The 15,094-nt window shown below is 70.7% G+C and carries 10 protein-coding genes; 9 read left to right on the forward strand and 1 reads right to left on the reverse strand.

Annotation, left to right across the window (positions count from 1 at the left end; genetic code table 11):
• Nucleotides 1-304 precede the first annotated feature (304 nt).
• The gene (locus PSQ21_RS31345; protein WP_274034674.1) at nucleotides 305-1,330 is read left to right on the forward strand and encodes a bile acid:sodium symporter family protein; all 1,026 of its coding nucleotides are present in this window, start codon (nucleotides 305-307) and stop codon (nucleotides 1,328-1,330) included.
• 107 nt (nucleotides 1,331-1,437) lie between these two features.
• Here PSQ21_RS31345 and fdhD read toward each other — a convergent pair whose 3' ends face one another.
• Nucleotides 1,438-2,286 carry a formate dehydrogenase accessory sulfurtransferase FdhD gene (gene fdhD, locus PSQ21_RS31350; RefSeq protein WP_274034675.1) on the reverse strand — a complete coding sequence of 283 codons (849 nt, stop codon included), beginning with the start codon at nucleotides 2,284-2,286 and terminating at the stop codon, nucleotides 1,438-1,440.
• 250 nt (nucleotides 2,287-2,536) lie between these two features.
• Between fdhD and PSQ21_RS31355 the strand changes: the two genes are divergently transcribed.
• The 8 genes from PSQ21_RS31355 (at nucleotide 2,537) to PSQ21_RS31390 (ending at nucleotide 15,076) form a co-directional block, all read left to right on the forward strand.
• Nucleotides 2,537-3,496 (forward strand): beta-ketoacyl-ACP synthase III, encoded by a 960-nt coding sequence (locus PSQ21_RS31355; RefSeq protein WP_274034676.1) that lies wholly within the window; start codon nucleotides 2,537-2,539, stop codon nucleotides 3,494-3,496.
• 170 nt (nucleotides 3,497-3,666) lie between these two features.
• Nucleotides 3,667-4,848 carry an ROK family transcriptional regulator gene (locus tag PSQ21_RS31360; RefSeq protein ID WP_274034677.1) on the forward strand — a complete coding sequence of 394 codons (1,182 nt, stop codon included), beginning with the start codon at nucleotides 3,667-3,669 and terminating at the stop codon, nucleotides 4,846-4,848.
• A 212-nt stretch (nucleotides 4,849-5,060) separates the two neighbouring features.
• Entirely contained in the window at nucleotides 5,061-6,584 is a 1,524-nt protein-coding gene (locus PSQ21_RS31365) for a sugar ABC transporter ATP-binding protein (RefSeq protein ID WP_274034678.1), read from the forward strand.
• On the forward strand, nucleotides 6,581-7,633 hold the full coding sequence (locus PSQ21_RS31370) for an ABC transporter permease (RefSeq protein ID WP_274034679.1): 1,053 nt from the start codon (nucleotides 6,581-6,583) through the stop codon (nucleotides 7,631-7,633). Before PSQ21_RS31365 ends, PSQ21_RS31370 begins: the two co-directional genes overlap by 4 nt.
• 80 nt (nucleotides 7,634-7,713) lie before the next feature.
• Nucleotides 7,714-8,748, forward strand: a complete 1,035-nt coding sequence (locus tag PSQ21_RS31375) for a substrate-binding domain-containing protein (RefSeq protein WP_274034680.1) — start codon at nucleotides 7,714-7,716, stop codon at nucleotides 8,746-8,748.
• Nucleotides 8,749-8,819: 71 nt separating this feature from the next.
• A complete protein-coding gene (locus PSQ21_RS31380) occupies nucleotides 8,820-10,064 on the forward strand; it encodes a Gfo/Idh/MocA family protein (RefSeq protein WP_274034681.1) in 1,245 nt (414 codons plus the stop codon).
• A 6-nt stretch (nucleotides 10,065-10,070) separates the two neighbouring features.
• A complete protein-coding gene (locus PSQ21_RS31385) occupies nucleotides 10,071-11,075 on the forward strand; it encodes a sugar phosphate isomerase/epimerase family protein (RefSeq protein ID WP_274034682.1) in 1,005 nt (334 codons plus the stop codon).
• Between the two features lie 290 nt (nucleotides 11,076-11,365).
• Nucleotides 11,366-15,076, forward strand: a complete 3,711-nt coding sequence (locus PSQ21_RS31390; RefSeq protein WP_274034683.1) for a ThuA domain-containing protein — start codon at nucleotides 11,366-11,368, stop codon at nucleotides 15,074-15,076.
• The last annotated feature ends 18 nt before the right edge of the window (nucleotides 15,077-15,094 follow it).

A 15,094-nucleotide genomic window follows, 5' to 3' on the forward strand; every position in this document is an offset into this window, starting at 1 on the left:
TGAGAGGGTGCGGGAGCAGGATGGATGCCGACACGACCCGCTGCCCGACCGCTCGCCCGCACGACCGACCGCCCCCCTCGCCCGCCCGCCGGCATGACCGCCGCCCGCACGCCCGCACGACCGCCCGCACCCGAGGCCGCCCGCAGGCAGCGGCACGCGACGCCCGGCATATCCGGCCCGTCCGTCCGGCACGCCCGGTACGCCCGGCACACCCGAGATGCCCGGGACGCACGGGAGGTCCGGGACGCCCGGGAGATCCGGGACGTCCGTCCGGCGTCCGGCCGACCCCTGGAGACCCGAGCAGATGACGCGCCGCATCCCGAGACCGCCGTCCTGGCCGCCCGTCGACCCCTACGTCCTGGCGCTGGCCGGGACCGTGGCCCTCGCGGCGCTGCTGCCCGCCCGGGGAACCGCCGCCGACGTGGCGGGCGGGGCCTCCACCGCCGCGGTCTCCCTGCTGTTCTTCCTCTACGGGGCGCGGCTGTCCACGGCCGAGGCGCTCGACGGGCTCAAGCACTGGCGCCTCCACCTCACCGTCCTGGCCTGCACCTTCGTCCTCTTCCCGCTGCTGGGGCTGGCGAGCGGCGGGCTGGTGCCGTACGTGCTGACGCCCGAGCTCCAGGCGGGCTTCCTCTTCCTCTGCCTGGTCCCCTCGACGATCCAGTCATCCATCGCCTTCACCTCGATCGCCCGGGGGAACGTGCCCGCCGCGATCTGCGCCGGGTCCTTCTCCAGCCTCGCCGGGATCCTCGTGACCCCGCTGCTCGCCGCGCTGCTCCTCGGTTCGGCCGGGGGCGGGTTCTCGGCGGACTCCCTGCTGAAGATCGTGCTCCAGCTGCTCGTCCCGTTCCTCGCCGGACAGCTGCTGCGCCGATGGGTCGCCGTCTTCCTCGCCCGGCACAAGAGAATTCTCGGCCTGGTCGACCGGGGGGCGATCCTGCTCGTCGTCTACAGCGCGTTCAGCGAAGGCATGGTCGCCGGCATCTGGCACCGGGTCACCCCGGCCCGCCTCGGCGGGCTGCTCGCCGCCGAGGCGGTCCTGCTGGCGCTGATGCTCACCCTGAGCTGGTACGGGGCGCGGCGGCTCGGGTTCGGCCGGGCGGACCGGATCGCCATCCAGTTCGCCGGGTCGAAGAAGAGCCTGGCGGCCGGGCTGCCGATGGCGAGCGTGATCTTCGGGGCGCACGCGAGCCTGGCGGTGCTGCCGCTGATGCTCTTCCATCAGATGCAGCTGATGGTCTGCGCGGTGATCGCCAAGCGCCGCTCCCGCGACCCCGAGCCCTCCCAGAACCCGGCGGTTACGGTAGCCGGTAGCGACGAAGCGCCATGAGCAGGGAGGAAGCGCCATGACTGACGAGCCCGGATCTCCCGCTCCGGGCTCTCTGGCCGGATCTCCCGCTCGGGCCCTCCCGCTCCGGATCTCAGCCGCTCCGCGCCTCAGCCCTGGTGGGCCCCCGCCTCCAGCGCGATCCGGTGCTCACCGGCGTACACGTTCATCGACGGGCCGCGCAGGAAGCCGACCAGTGTGAGGCCGCTCTCCGCCGCCAGGTCCACGGCCAGCGACGATGGCGCCGAAACCGCCGCGAGCACCGGGATCCCCGCCATCACGGCCTTCTGCGCCAGCTCGAAGGAGGCCCGCCCCGACACCAGCAGGACGGCCCGTGACAGCGGCAGCCGGTGGTCCGTCAGCGCCCGCCCCACCAGCTTGTCGACCGCGTTGTGGCGGCCGACGTCCTCGCGGACGTCCAGGAGTTCGCCCTCCTCGGAGAACAGCGCGGCGGCGTGCAGGCCGCCCGTCCGGTCGAAGACCCGCTGTGCGGCCCGCAACCGGTCCGGGAGGGCGGACAGCAGCTCCGGGGTGACCCGCACCGGGGGCGCGTCGGCCACGGGGTGCCGGGTCGCGGTGCGTACCGCGTCAAGGCTCGCCTTGCCGCACAGACCGCACGAGGAGGTGGTGTAGACGTTGCGCTCCAGCGTGATGTCGGGGACGCGGACTCCGGGCGCGAGCCTCACGTCCACCACGTTGTAGCTGTTCACACCGTCCGCCGTCGCCCCGGCGCAGTAGACGATCGACTGCACTTCGTCCCCCTCCGCGATCACCCCTTCGCTGACGAGGAAGCCCGCCGCCAGCGCGAAATCGTCGCCCGGCGTACGCATCGTGATGGCCAGCGGACGGCCGTTCAGGCGGATCTCCAGAGGTTCCTCCGCCACCAGGGTGTCCGCGCGGGAGGAGACGGCACCGTCCCGGATACGGAGGGTGCGGCGGCGTTCGGTGGCCCGTCCCATGGAAGTGAACCCCGATTCTGTTCGTGTGCGATGGCTTCTGTCCGTATGGTCGGAAGCCGGGACCTGACCGTCATTGTCCGGCACCCGCACCCGCACCGGCGCGTCGCAGGCACGGCTTCTACATGCCGACCAGGCTGTTGTCAATGCTCCAACGTGTGGGCCGGATTCCTGTGGGATCACGTGCCCCTGTACCCGGCGGTAGCGACCAAGACTGGGATGGCTCCTGCCCCACCCGACGATGGGAACCCGTATGACCGGCTCACGTGTCGTGGCGCTCGGCCACTACCAGCCCGCCAAGGTGCTCACGAACGATGATCTGGCGGCCATGGTCGACACGAGCGACGAGTGGATCACCAGCCGGGTCGGTATCAAGACCCGCCACGTGGGTGGCCCCGACGAGCCGGTGGACGAGATGGCCGCGCACGCGGGAGCCAAGGCGCTGGCCACGGCCGGGCTGGTGCCCTCGGAGATCGATCTGGTCCTCGTCGCCACCTCCACCGCGATCGACCGGTCCCCGAGCATGGCGGCGCGGGTCGCGGCCCGGCTCGGCATGGGCTCGCCCGCCGTGATGGACATCAACGTGGTGTGCTCCGGCTTCACGCACGCGCTGGCCACCGCCGACCACGCGATCCGGGCCGGCGCGGCGACCCGGGCCCTGGTCATCGGCGCCGACAAGATGGCCGACATCGCGGACTGGACCGACCGCTCCACCTGCGTCCTGCTCGGCGACGGCGCGGGCGCCGCCGTCGTCACCGCCGACCCGACGGCCCCCAACGCCCCGGACGGGCCCGGCATCGGACCGGTGCTGTGGGGCTCCGTGCCGGAGATGGGCAACGCGGTCCGGATCGAGGGGACGCCGCCGCGCTTCGCGCAGGAGGGTCAGTCCGTCTACCGCTGGGCCACCACTCAGCTCCCCCCGATCGCCCGCCGGGTCTGTGAGAAGGCGGGGATCGCCCCGGAGGACCTGGCCGCCGTCGTCCTGCACCAGGCCAACCTGCGGATCATCGAGCCGGTCGCCCGCAAGATCGGCGCGGTCAACGCCGTCATCGCCCGGGACGTGGTGGACTCCGGCAACACCTCGGCCGCCTCCATCCCGATGGCCCTGTCCAAGCTGGTCGAGCGCGGCGAGGTCGCCTCCGGCGCGCCCGTCCTGCTCTTCGGATTCGGCGGAAACCTCTCCTACGCCGGCCAGGTCATCCGCTGCCCCTGACCGTTTCCCGGGCGTCCCGGTGACCTCCGGCCGAGAACCTTTGTCCTGGGTGTGGAGAAAGTTGGCATGGATTCCTGCGCAACTTCTTCCCACTCCGGGAAAGCGCTGCTACGTTCCCCTCGAAAGCCCGACGGACTGGCCGATGTGGCGGGGAGGGACGCGTGAGACGCATGACGGCACGACCCGCGAACGCGCATCAGGCACGGCTGCTCCGACTGCTGCGCGACGGGGGCCCCAACTCCCGTGCGCAACTGGGTGATCAGGTCGAGCTGTCGCGCTCGAAGCTCGCCGTCGAGGTGGACCGGCTGCTGGACACCGGCCTGGTGGTGGCCGACGGACTCGCCGCATCGCGCGGCGGGCGCCGCTCGCACAACATCCGGCTCGCTCCCGAACTGCGTTTCCTCGGGGTCGACATCGGCGCCACCTCGATAGACGTGGCCGTCACCAACGCGGAGCTGGAGGTCCTGGGACACCTCAACCACCCGATGGACGTGCGCGAGGGCCCCGTCGCCGTCTTCGAGCAGGTCCTGTCGTTGGCCGCCAAACTGCGGGCCTCCGGGCTCGCCGAGGGCTTCGACGGCGCGGGCATCGGGGTCCCCGGCCCCGTCCGGTTTCCCGAGGGCGTGCCGGTCGCGCCGCCGATCATGCCCGGCTGGGACGGGTTCCCGGTCCGCGAGGCGCTCAGCCAGGAGCTGGGCTGCCCCGTCATGGTCGACAACGACGTGAACCTCATGGCGATGGGGGAGCAGCACGCGGGCGTGGCCCGTTCCGTGGGCGACTTCCTCTGCGTCAAGATCGGTACGGGCATCGGCTGCGGCATCGTGGTGGGCGGCGAGGTCTACCGCGGTACGACCGGCAGCGCGGGGGACATCGGGCACATCCAGGTGGCCCCGGACGGCCGGGCCTGCGCCTGCGGCAACAAGGGTTGCCTGGAAGCCCACTTCAGCGGCGCCGCCCTCGCGCGGGACGCGGAGTACGCGGCCCGGGAGGGCCACTCGCCCGAGCTCGCCGCCCGGCTGGAGGCGGCGGGCAGCCTCACCGCCGCCGACGTGGCGACCGCCGCCGCTGCCGGGGACGCCGCCGCGCTCGACCTGATCCGCGAGGGCGGCAACCGGCTCGGCCAGGTGATCGCGAGCCTGGTCAGCTTCTTCAATCCCGGTCTGGTGGTGATCGGCGGCGGGGTCACCGGCCTCGGTCACAACCTCCTCGCCAGTGTCCGCACCCAGGTCTACAAGCAGTCCCTCCCCCTGGCCACCGGCAATCTCCCCATCGTGCTGGGCGAGTTGGGGCCCACCGCCGGAGTGATCGGCGCGGCCCGGCTCATCAGCGACCACCTCTTCTCACCGGCCTGACCACAGGGCCGTAGCATCACCGTCTTGGTCAGGTATCCGACGTCCGTCCGGTACCAGTCAGGTACTCGCTCATCAGGTACCAGTCAGCAGCCGTTCGCGGTGCCGCCGGCTCCACGGCACCTCCAGCCCTGCGCCCTGTCCGCTCACCGGCCCTCCCCGGCCCCTCGGCACCGCCCGAGCAGGGGAGACCCCATTCGCCGAGGGGATTCGTCATGGCACCAGAACCACCCCTGCTCACCATGTCCGGCATCACCAAGCTCTTCCCGGGCGTCCGCGCCCTGGACGGCGTCGACCTGGAGGTCCAGGCCGGCGAGGTCCACTGCCTCCTCGGCCAGAACGGTGCGGGCAAGTCCACCCTCATCAAGGTGCTCGCCGGAGCCCACCAGCCCAACGATGGCGAGATCACCTGGCGCGGCGAAACCGTCCAGCTCAAGTCGCCGATCGCGGCCATGCGCCTGGGCATCGCGACCATCTACCAGGAACTCGACCTGGTCGAGGGCCTGTCGGTCGCCGAGAACGTCTTCCTCGGCCACGAGCCGACCAGCGCCGGCTTCATCGTCCGTACGGGGGAGGGGCGTTCCGCAGCGAAAGCGCTCCTGGCGCGACTCGGGCACCCGGAGATCGACCCCGCCCGGCAGGTCGGGGACCTCTCCGCCGCCCAGCAGCAGATCGTCTCCATGGCCAGGGCGCTCTCCCACGACGTCCGGCTCATCGTGATGGACGAGCCCTCCGCCGCCCTCGACCCCGACGAGGTCGACAACCTCTTCCGGATCGTCGACGGCCTCACCGCCGACGGGGTGGCCGTCGTCTACATCTCGCACCGCCTGGAGGAGATCCGCCGCATCGGCGACCGGGTCACCGTCATCAAGGACGGCAGGACCGTGGCCGTCGGGCTGCCCGCCGCCGGCACACCCACCCGCGACATCGTTGCCATGATGACCGGCCGGGACGTCGCCTATGTCTTCCCGCCGCGCCCGGAAGAGCCGGCCCCCGCCGCCACCGAACCCGTGCTCCGCGTCCAAGGTCTCTCCCGCAAGGGCGAGTTCGCCCCCGTCGACCTGGAACTGCGGCCCGGCGAGATCGTCGGCCTCGCCGGACTCGTCGGCTCAGGACGCTCCGAGATCCTCGAAACCATCTACGGAGCCCGTAAGGCGTCCACCGGGACCGTCACCGTCGCCGGAAAGCAGCTCCGCCCCGGCAGCGTCCGCGCCGCCGTCGCCGCCGGCATCGGTCTCGCGCCAGAGGAACGCAAGGCGCAGGCCCTGCTGATGACCGAGTCGGTCACCCGTAACGTCTCGGTCTCCTCCCTCTCCCGCTTCGCCCGGGTCGGCTGGATCGACCGGGGCGGGGAGCGGAAGGCCGCGCGGAACGCCACCCGTGAGCTGCAGATGCGGCCCGACAATCCGGATGCCGCCGTCCGCACCCTCTCCGGCGGCAACCAGCAGAAGGCCGTCCTCGCCCGCTGGCTGCTGCGCGGCTGCCGGGTCCTGCTGCTGGACGAACCCACCCGTGGCGTCGACGTCGGCGCGCGCGCCGAGCTCTACGCCGTGATCCGCCGGCTGGCCGACGAAGGCCTCGCCGTTCTGCTCGTCTCCAGCGAAGTGCCCGAAGTCCTGGGCCTCGCCGACCGGGTGCTGGTCCTCCGCGAGGGCGAAGTGGTCCACACGGCCCCCGCCCAGGAGCTCGACGAGCACCGCGTACTCGACCTCGTGATGGAAGGGAGCCCGACGCCATGACACAGCCCGCCCCGTCGGCGCAGCACAACGGGCCGGACAAGGGGTCCCTCACCGGACCCTCCGACACGCCGCCCGCGAAGTCGGGCGGCGGCAGGCCGGCCCTCGGTCTGCGGCTCGACGTCCGGATCCTGTCCCTGCTCGGCGTCCTCGCCGCCCTGATCCTGGTCGGCGGCATCACCGAACCGGACGCCTTCCTGGACACCGGGAACCTCCAGCTGATCCTGACCCAGGCCTCCGTCATCGGCGTCGTCACCGTCGGCATGACCTTTGTCATCATCAGCGGCGGCATCGACCTGTCCGTCGGCGCGATGGTCGCCCTCGCCTCGGTGTGGGCGACGACCCTGGCCACGCAGGAGTACGGGTTCGCCGGCATCGCGTTCACCGCGGTCATCGTCGGCCTCGCCGCCGGACTCGTGAACGGCGTCCTCATCGCGTACGGGGGAATGGTCCCCTTCATCGCGACGCTGGCCATGCTCGCGTCGGCCCGCGGGCTCGCCCTCCAGATCACCGACGGCAAGACCCAGATCGTCACCGTGGACTCGGTCCTGGACCTCGGCCTGCCCGACTCCTACATCCTGGGCATCCCGCCACTGGTCATCATGTTCGCCGTGGTCACCGTCGTCGGCTGGCTGATCCTGAACCGGACCACCTTCGGCCGCCGCACCGTCGCCGTCGGCGGCAACGCGGAGGCCGCCCGGCTCGCCGGGATCGACGTCCGCCGCCAGCGCCTCTACCTCTACCTGCTGTCCGGGCTGTGCTGCGGCATCGCCGCCTTCATGCTGATCGTGCTCGCCGGCTCCGGCCAGAACACCAACGGCAACCTGTACGAGCTCGACGCCATCGCCGCCGCGATCATCGGCGGGACCCTGCTCAGCGGCGGCCGGGGCACCATCGTCGGCTCCGTCCTCGGCGTCCTGATCTTCACCACGATCACCAACATCTTCGCTCTCAACAACCTCCAGAGCGACGTCCAGCAGATCGCGAAGGGCGCCATCATCGTCGCCGCCGTCCTCGTCCAGCGCCGCACCATGCGCGGCAGGGAGACCTGAGCACCCCGCGCGCCCCGGCCCCTGAACGCCCCGCACCCCCGCACCTCGTACGCACCCACCGGATGAAGGGTCAGACCGTCATGCCAGAAACCAGCCGCAGAGGGCTGCTGTTCGGAACCGCCGCCGTCTCCGCGGGCGCGCTCCTCACCGCCTGCACCAGCAACGAGCCGAAGAAGACCGAGCCCGCCGCCAAGAGCGCCCCCGCCGACGACAAGCCGGGCAAGGCCGTCACCATCGGCTTCGCCGGACCGCAGGCCGACCACGGCTGGCTCAACGCGATCAACGTGAACGCCAAGTCCCGGGCGGAGACGTACTCCGACGTCACCCTGGAGATCACCGAGGGCTCCAACGACACCGCCGCCCAGATCGGCCAGGTCAAGACCCTCATCAACAAGAAGGTCGACGTCCTCGTCGTCCTCCCCGCCGATGGCAAGGCCCTCACCCAGGTCGGCCTGGAAGCCATGAGGGCGGGCATCCCCGTCGTCAACCTGGACCGCATCTTCGCCTCTCCGCAGGCCTACCGCTGCTGGGTGGGCGGCGACAACTACGGTATGGGGCTCAACGCCGGGCACTACATCGGCGAGCAGCTCAAGGACAAGCCGAACGCCAAGGTCGTCGAACTCGCCGGGATCGACAACCTGGAGCTGACCAAGCAGCGCAGCCAGGGCTTCGCCGACGCGCTCAAGAACTACTCCAACATCAAGCTGGTGGCCCGCCAGGCCGCCGACTTCACCGTCGAGTCCGGCCAGGCCAAGATGGCCCAACTCCTGCAGGCACAGAAGCAGTTCGACGCCCTGTGGAACCACGACGACGACCAGGGCGTCGGCGCGCTCCGTGCCATCAAGCAGGCGGGCCGCGACGAGTTCATCATGGTCGGCGGCGCCGGCGCCAAGTCCGCGATGGACGCCATCAAGGCCGACGACTCGGTCATCAAGGCGACCGTCCTCTACCCGCCGACGATGGCCGCGTCCGCGATCGACCTGGCCCGGGCCCTCGGCCAGTCCAAGGGCATCAGCGGGCTCTCCGAGATGGAGATCCCGACCTCCCTGACCCTGTACTCCGCGGTCGTGACGAAGGACAACATCGACCAGTACCTGCCGACGGGCTTCAACTGACCGGGACTCCGGGGGGTGCTCAGAGCGCATCCCCCGGCCCGTTACCGCACACCGATGAGGAGGAAGTCCGCATGGCCCGTAGTCAAGAGACGGAAACGCAAGCCCCAGCACCCTCGCCGCGGGAGGCGCCAGGAACGCTCGGGGTCGGCATGGTCGGATACGCGTTCATGGGCGCCGCCCACTCGCAGGGGTGGCGCACCGCGGGACACGTCTTCGACCTGCCCCTGCGGCCCGCTCTCGCCGCGATCTGCGGACGCGACCGTGCGGCGGTCGAGGACGCCGCCGCCCGGCACGGCTGGGCGGCGGCGGAGACCGACTGGCGGGCACTGATCGCCCGCGACGATGTCCAGCTGATCGACATCTGCACCCCCGGCGACAGCCACGCGGAGATCGCCATCGCCGCCCTGGAGGCGGGCAAGCACGTCCTGTGCGAGAAGCCGCTCGCCAACACCGTCGCCGAGGCGGAGGCGATGGTCCGCGCCGCCGAGGCGGCCTCCGCCCGCGGACAGGTGGCGATGGTGGGCTTCAACTACCGCAAGGTGCCCGCGATCTCCTTCGCCCGGCAGCTCATCGCCGAGGGCCGGCTCGGGCCCCTGCGCCATGTGCGCGCCACCTACCTCCAGGACTGGCTGGTGGACCCGGCCTCACCGCTCACCTGGCGGCTCAAGCGCGAGCACGCCGGGTCCGGCGCGCTCGGGGACCTCGGCGCCCACATCGTCGACCTCGCCCAGTACCTTTCGGGTGAACTGCTCACCGGGGTGTCCGCGGTGGCCGAGACCTTCGTACGGGAGAGGCCCCTGCTCGCCGGGGCGTCCGCCGGGCTCTCCGGCAGCGCCGATGCGGTGGAGCGGGGCGAGGTGACCGTCGACGACGCGGCGATCTTCACCGGCCGCCTCGCATCCGGCGCCCTGGCCTCCTTCGAGGCGACCCGGATGGCGGCGGGACGCAAGAACGCCCTGCGCCTGGAGATCAACGGGGAGCGGGGCTCGCTCGCGTTCGACCTGGAACGGCTCAACGAGCTGTCCTTCCACGACCACACCGAGCCCGCCGCCACCGCGGGCTTCCGGCGCATCCTCGTCACCGAACCCGACCACCCCTACCTGGAGGCCTGGTGGCCGCCGGGCCACGGACTCGGCTACGAGCACACCTTCGTCCACCAGGCCCGCGACGTGGTCCACACGATCGCCGACGGCGCCGCGCCCGTACCGTCGTTCGCGGACGGGCTCCAGGTGCAGCGGGTGCTCGCCGCCGTGGAGGAGAGCGCCGCCAAGAACTCCGTGCACACCCCGGTCCCGTCCTCGGACATCAGGAGGTAGCCGCCCATGCCCCGCCCCTTCACCCTGTTCACCGGCCAGTGGGCCGACCTCCCGCTGGAGGAGGTCTGCAAGCACGCCCGGGACTTCGGCTACGACGGTCTCGAACTCGCCTGCTGGGGAGACCACTTCGAGGTCGACAAGGCGCTGGCCGACCCCGGGTACCTGGACACCCGGCACCAACTGCTCGACAAGTACGGGCTGAAGTGCTTCGCGATCTCCAACCACCTGGTCGGCCAGGCCGTCTGCGACAACCCGATCGACGAACGCCACCAGGGCATCCTGCCTGCCCGCATCTGGGGCGACGGCGAGCCCGAAGGCGTACGGCGACGGGCCGCCGCCGAGATCGCGGACACCGCCCGGGCGGCCGCCGCCTTCGGGGTGGACACGGTCATCGGGTTCACCGGCTCCTCGATCTGGCACCTCGTCGCGATGTTCCCGCCCGTCCCGCCGCACATGATCGAGCGGGGCTACGAGGACTTCGCCGAGCGCTGGAACCCGATCCTGGACGTGTTCGACGCCGAGGGGGTGCGCTTCGCCCACGAGGTGCACCCGAGCGAGATCGCGTACGACTACTGGACCACCCAGCGCGCGCTCGAAGCGGTGGACCACCGGCCCGCGTTCGGCCTGAACTTCGACCCGAGCCACTTCGTCTGGCAGGACCTGGACCCGGTGGGCTTCCTCTACGACTTCCGCGACCGGATCTACCACGTTGACTGCAAGGAGGCCCGCAAGCGCCTCGACGGCCGCAACGGCCGCCTCGGCTCGCACCTGCCGTGGGGCGACCCCCGGCGCGGCTGGGACTTCGTCTCCGCCGGCCACGGAGACGTGCCCTGGGAGGACGTCTTCCGGATGCTCCGGTCCATCGGCTACCAGGGCCCGGTCTCCGTGGAGTGGGAGGACGCCGGCATGGACCGGCTGACCGGCGCCCCGGAAGCGCTTGCCAGCCTCAAGCGGTTCGACTTCGACCCGCCGTCGGCCTCCTTCGACGCGGCCTTCGGCGGCGGCGAGTAGGCACGGACGATCAAGCCCCGGGGGCATGACCCGGTCCACGGCCCCCAGCCCCCGGGGCTGCCTCGCGCTGCCCGAAAACCGCTTTGTCCTGGCGGAAGCAGAAGTTCGACTTACCTGTCGCACAAGGGCTTTCCGTCGAGGACGAACAGGTCTACCGTCCATTTCGTGTACACGACATGACTCGCGTCACCGGGGTCGCTCCCGTCCCCGGTGACGCATGCGCGGCAGTCCCCGCGCGGCACGGCACGGCTACACCCGCCCGTACAACCGGCACTCTCCGGAGGACCTACGTGCACAGAACCAGAAAGCGGCTCCTGGCCCGGACCCGCGTCCGCAAATCGCTCGCGCTGTTCACCGGCGGCCTACTCGCCGCCGCCACCCTGACCCTCGGCTCCGCCCCCGGCGCCACCGCCCACCCCGGACACGACGAGTCCCTGGCGGAGGACTTCCAGCAAGTCACCCTGGCCAAGGGCGCCGAGGAGACCGGCGAGCCCATGTCGCTCGCCGTCCTCCCCGACCGCAGCGTGCTGCACACTTCGCGGGGCGGCGAGCTGCGGATCACCGACAGCGCCGGCAACACCAAGATCTCCGGCACCCTCCCCGTGTACACGCACGACGAGGAAGGCCTCCAGGGCGTCGGCGTCGACCCCGACTTCGCCGAGAACCGGGCGATCTACCTCTTCTACGCACCGCCGATGGACACCCCCGCGGGCGACGCCCCGGAGACCGGCACCCCCGCCGACTTCGCGAAGTTCGAGGGCGTCAACCGGCTCTCCCGCTTCGTCCTCAACGAGGACGGCACCCTCGACACCGCCAGCGAGAAGAAGGTCCTGGACGTCGCCACCTCGCGCGGCACCTGCTGCCACGTCGGCGGCGACATCGACTTCGACGCCGAGGGCAACCTCTACCTCTCCACCGGTGACGACACCAACCCGTTCGCCTCCGACGGCTTCACCCCGATCGACGAACGCCCCGACCGCAACCCGGCGTTCGACGCCCGGCGCACCTCGGGCAACACCAACGACCTGCGCGGCAAGATCCTGCGCATCAAGGTCGCCGACGACGGCTCGTACACGATCCCGGAAGGGAACCTCTTCGCTCCCGGGACGGACAAGACGCGCCCCGAGATCTACGCGATGGGCTTCCGCAACCCCTTCCGCTTCTCCGTCGACCAGGCCACCGGCACCGTGTACGTCGGCGACTACGGCCCCGACGCGGGCGCTGCCGACCCCAAGCGCGGACCCGCCGGGAAGGTCGAGTTCGCCAAGGTGACGAAGGCCGCCAACTTCGGCTGGCCCTTCTGCGTCGGCGACAACGAGCCCTACATCGACTACGACTTCGCCACCAAGGCATCGGGCGCCGCCTTCGACTGCGCCGCCCCGAAGAACGAGTCCCCGCACAACACCGGGCTCGTCGACCTGCCGCCGGCCCAGGCCGCGTGGATCCCGTACGACGGCGGTTCGCTGCCCGAGTTCGGCACCGGCTCCGAGTCCCCGATGGGCGGACCCGTCTACCGCTACGACGCGGACCTGGACTCCCCGGTCAAGTTCCCCGAGGCCTACGACGGCGACTTCTTCGCCGGTGAGTTCGGCCGCCAGTGGATCAAGCGCATCGAGCAGGACGCCGGCGGCGCTGTCCAGTCCATCAACGACGTGCCGTGGTCCGGCACGCAGATCATGGACATGGCCTTCGGCCCGGACGGGGCCCTGTACGTCCTCGACTACGGCCTCGCCTGGTTCGGCGGCGACGAGAACTCCGCGCTCTACCGCATCGAGAACGCCACCGGAGGCCGCTCACCCATCGCCGAGGCCTCGGCCGACAAGACCTCCGGCACCGCGCCCCTCAAGGTGAGGTTCTCCTCGGCCGGCACCGCCGACGGCGACGACGACCCGCTCACCTACGCCTGGGACTTCGGGGACGGCGGAAAGTCCACCGCCGCCAACCCCACGTACACGTACAAGAAGAACGGCACCTACACCGCCACGCTCACCGCCGAGGACCCGACCGGCCGCACCGGCTCGGCCAGCGTCCACGTCACCGTCGGCAACACCGCCCCCACCGTGGAGCTGGAACTCCCCGAGGACGGACAGCTCTTCGAGTTCGGCGACGCCGTGCCGTTCAAGGTGAACGTCAGCGACCCGGAGGACGGGACCATCGACTGCACCAAGGTCGAGGTCAAGTTCACCCTGGGCCACGACAGCCACGGCCACGACATCACCACCGAGCACGGCTGCGAGGGCACCATCAAGACCGCCATGGAAGGCGGCCACGACCCCAACGCCAACATCTACGGCGGCATCTCGGCCTCCTACACCGACAACGGCGGCGGAGGCCAGGCCAAGCTGACCGGCAAGGACGCCTCCCGGCTCCAGCCCAAGCACCGCCAGGCCGAGCACTTCGACGCCTCCTCCGGCGTCACCACGCCGAGCAAGTCCAGCGCGCACGGCGGCAAGACGGTCGGCGACATCCACAACGACGACTGGATCTCCTTCAAGACGTACGTCCTGGGCGGTACCACCAAACTCACCGCCCGCGTCTCGTCCGCCGGTTCGGGCGGCTTCCTCGAAGTGCGCACCGGATCGCCCACCGGCAAGATCCTCGGCTCCGGACCCGTCCCCGTGACCGGCAGCTGGGACACCTTCCAGGACATCGACATCCCGCTGCGCGGCGCGCCCAAGAAGCAGACCGACCTCTTCCTGGTCTTCAAGGGCGGCGACGGAGCGCTCTACGACGTCGACGACTTCGAACTGTCCAACACCCCCGCCGACAGGACCGCCAAGCGCGTCCTGGTCTTCTCCAAGACCGCCGGCTTCCGCCACGACTCGATCCCCACGGGCATCGCGGCCCTGAAGGAGATCGGCAAGGACACCAACATCACGGTCGACTCCACCGAGTCCGCCGCCCAGTTCACCACCAGCAACCTGGCCCGCTACGACGCCGTCGCGTTCCTCTCCACCACCGGTGACGTCCTCAACGCCGAGCAGCAGAAGGCGTTCGAGAACTACGTCGCCACCGGCGGCGGCTACGTCGGCATCCACGCGGCCGCCGACACCGAGTACGACTGGGAGTTCTACGGCGGCCTCGTCGGCGCCTACTTCGACTCCCACCCGCAGATCCAGCCCGCCACCGTCCGCGTCGAGGACCACGACCATCCCGCCACCGCCCACCTGGACGAGGAGTGGGAGCGCACCGACGAGTGGTACAACTACGGCACCAACCCCCGCGACAAGGCCAAGGTCCTCGCCACACTCGACGAGACCACCTACACCGGCGGGAACATGAAGGGCGATCACCCGATCTCCTGGTGCCAGACCTACGAGGGCGGCCGTTCCTTCTACACCGGCCTCGGCCACACCAAGGAGTCCTACGCCGAGCCGGCCTTCCGCAGCCACGTGCTGGGCGGCCTGCGCTACGCCACCGGCCAGGTCAAGGCCGACTGCAAGCCGGACAAGGACTACCGGCCCATCTTCAACGGCAAGACGCTGGAAGGGTGGAAGCAGGCGGGCCCGGGGAAGTTCTCCGTCAGTGACGGCGCCCTGCACTCCGAGGGCGGCATGGGTCTGCTCACCTACCAGGCCAAGGAGCTGAAGTCGTACTCGCTGAAGCTCGACTGGAAGATGAGCGGCGACGACAACTCCGGCGTCTTCGTGGGCTTCCCGGAGTCCGACGACCCGTGGTCGGCGGTCAACAACGGGTATGAGATCCAGATCGACGCCACCGACGCCGCCGACCGCACCACTGGCGCCGTCTACACCTTCAAATCCGCCAACATCAAGGCCCGCGACCGCGTCCTGCGGCCACCGGGCCAGTGGAACAGCTACGAGATCAAGGTCCAGGGCGAACGTCTGCAGGTCTTCCTCAACGGAGCGAAGATCAACGACTTCACCAACACCGACCCGGCCCGCAGTCTGAAGGACGGCTACATCGGCCTCCAGAACCACGGAGCCGACGACCAGGTGTCGTTCCGCGACATCCAACTGAAGGAGCTGCCCTCGAAGTAGGGCGGCCGCCTCTGCCGA

This window comes from Streptomyces sp. MMBL 11-1, assembly GCF_028622875.1.
In the GTDB taxonomy this organism is placed as follows: domain Bacteria; phylum Actinomycetota; class Actinomycetes; order Streptomycetales; family Streptomycetaceae; genus Streptomyces.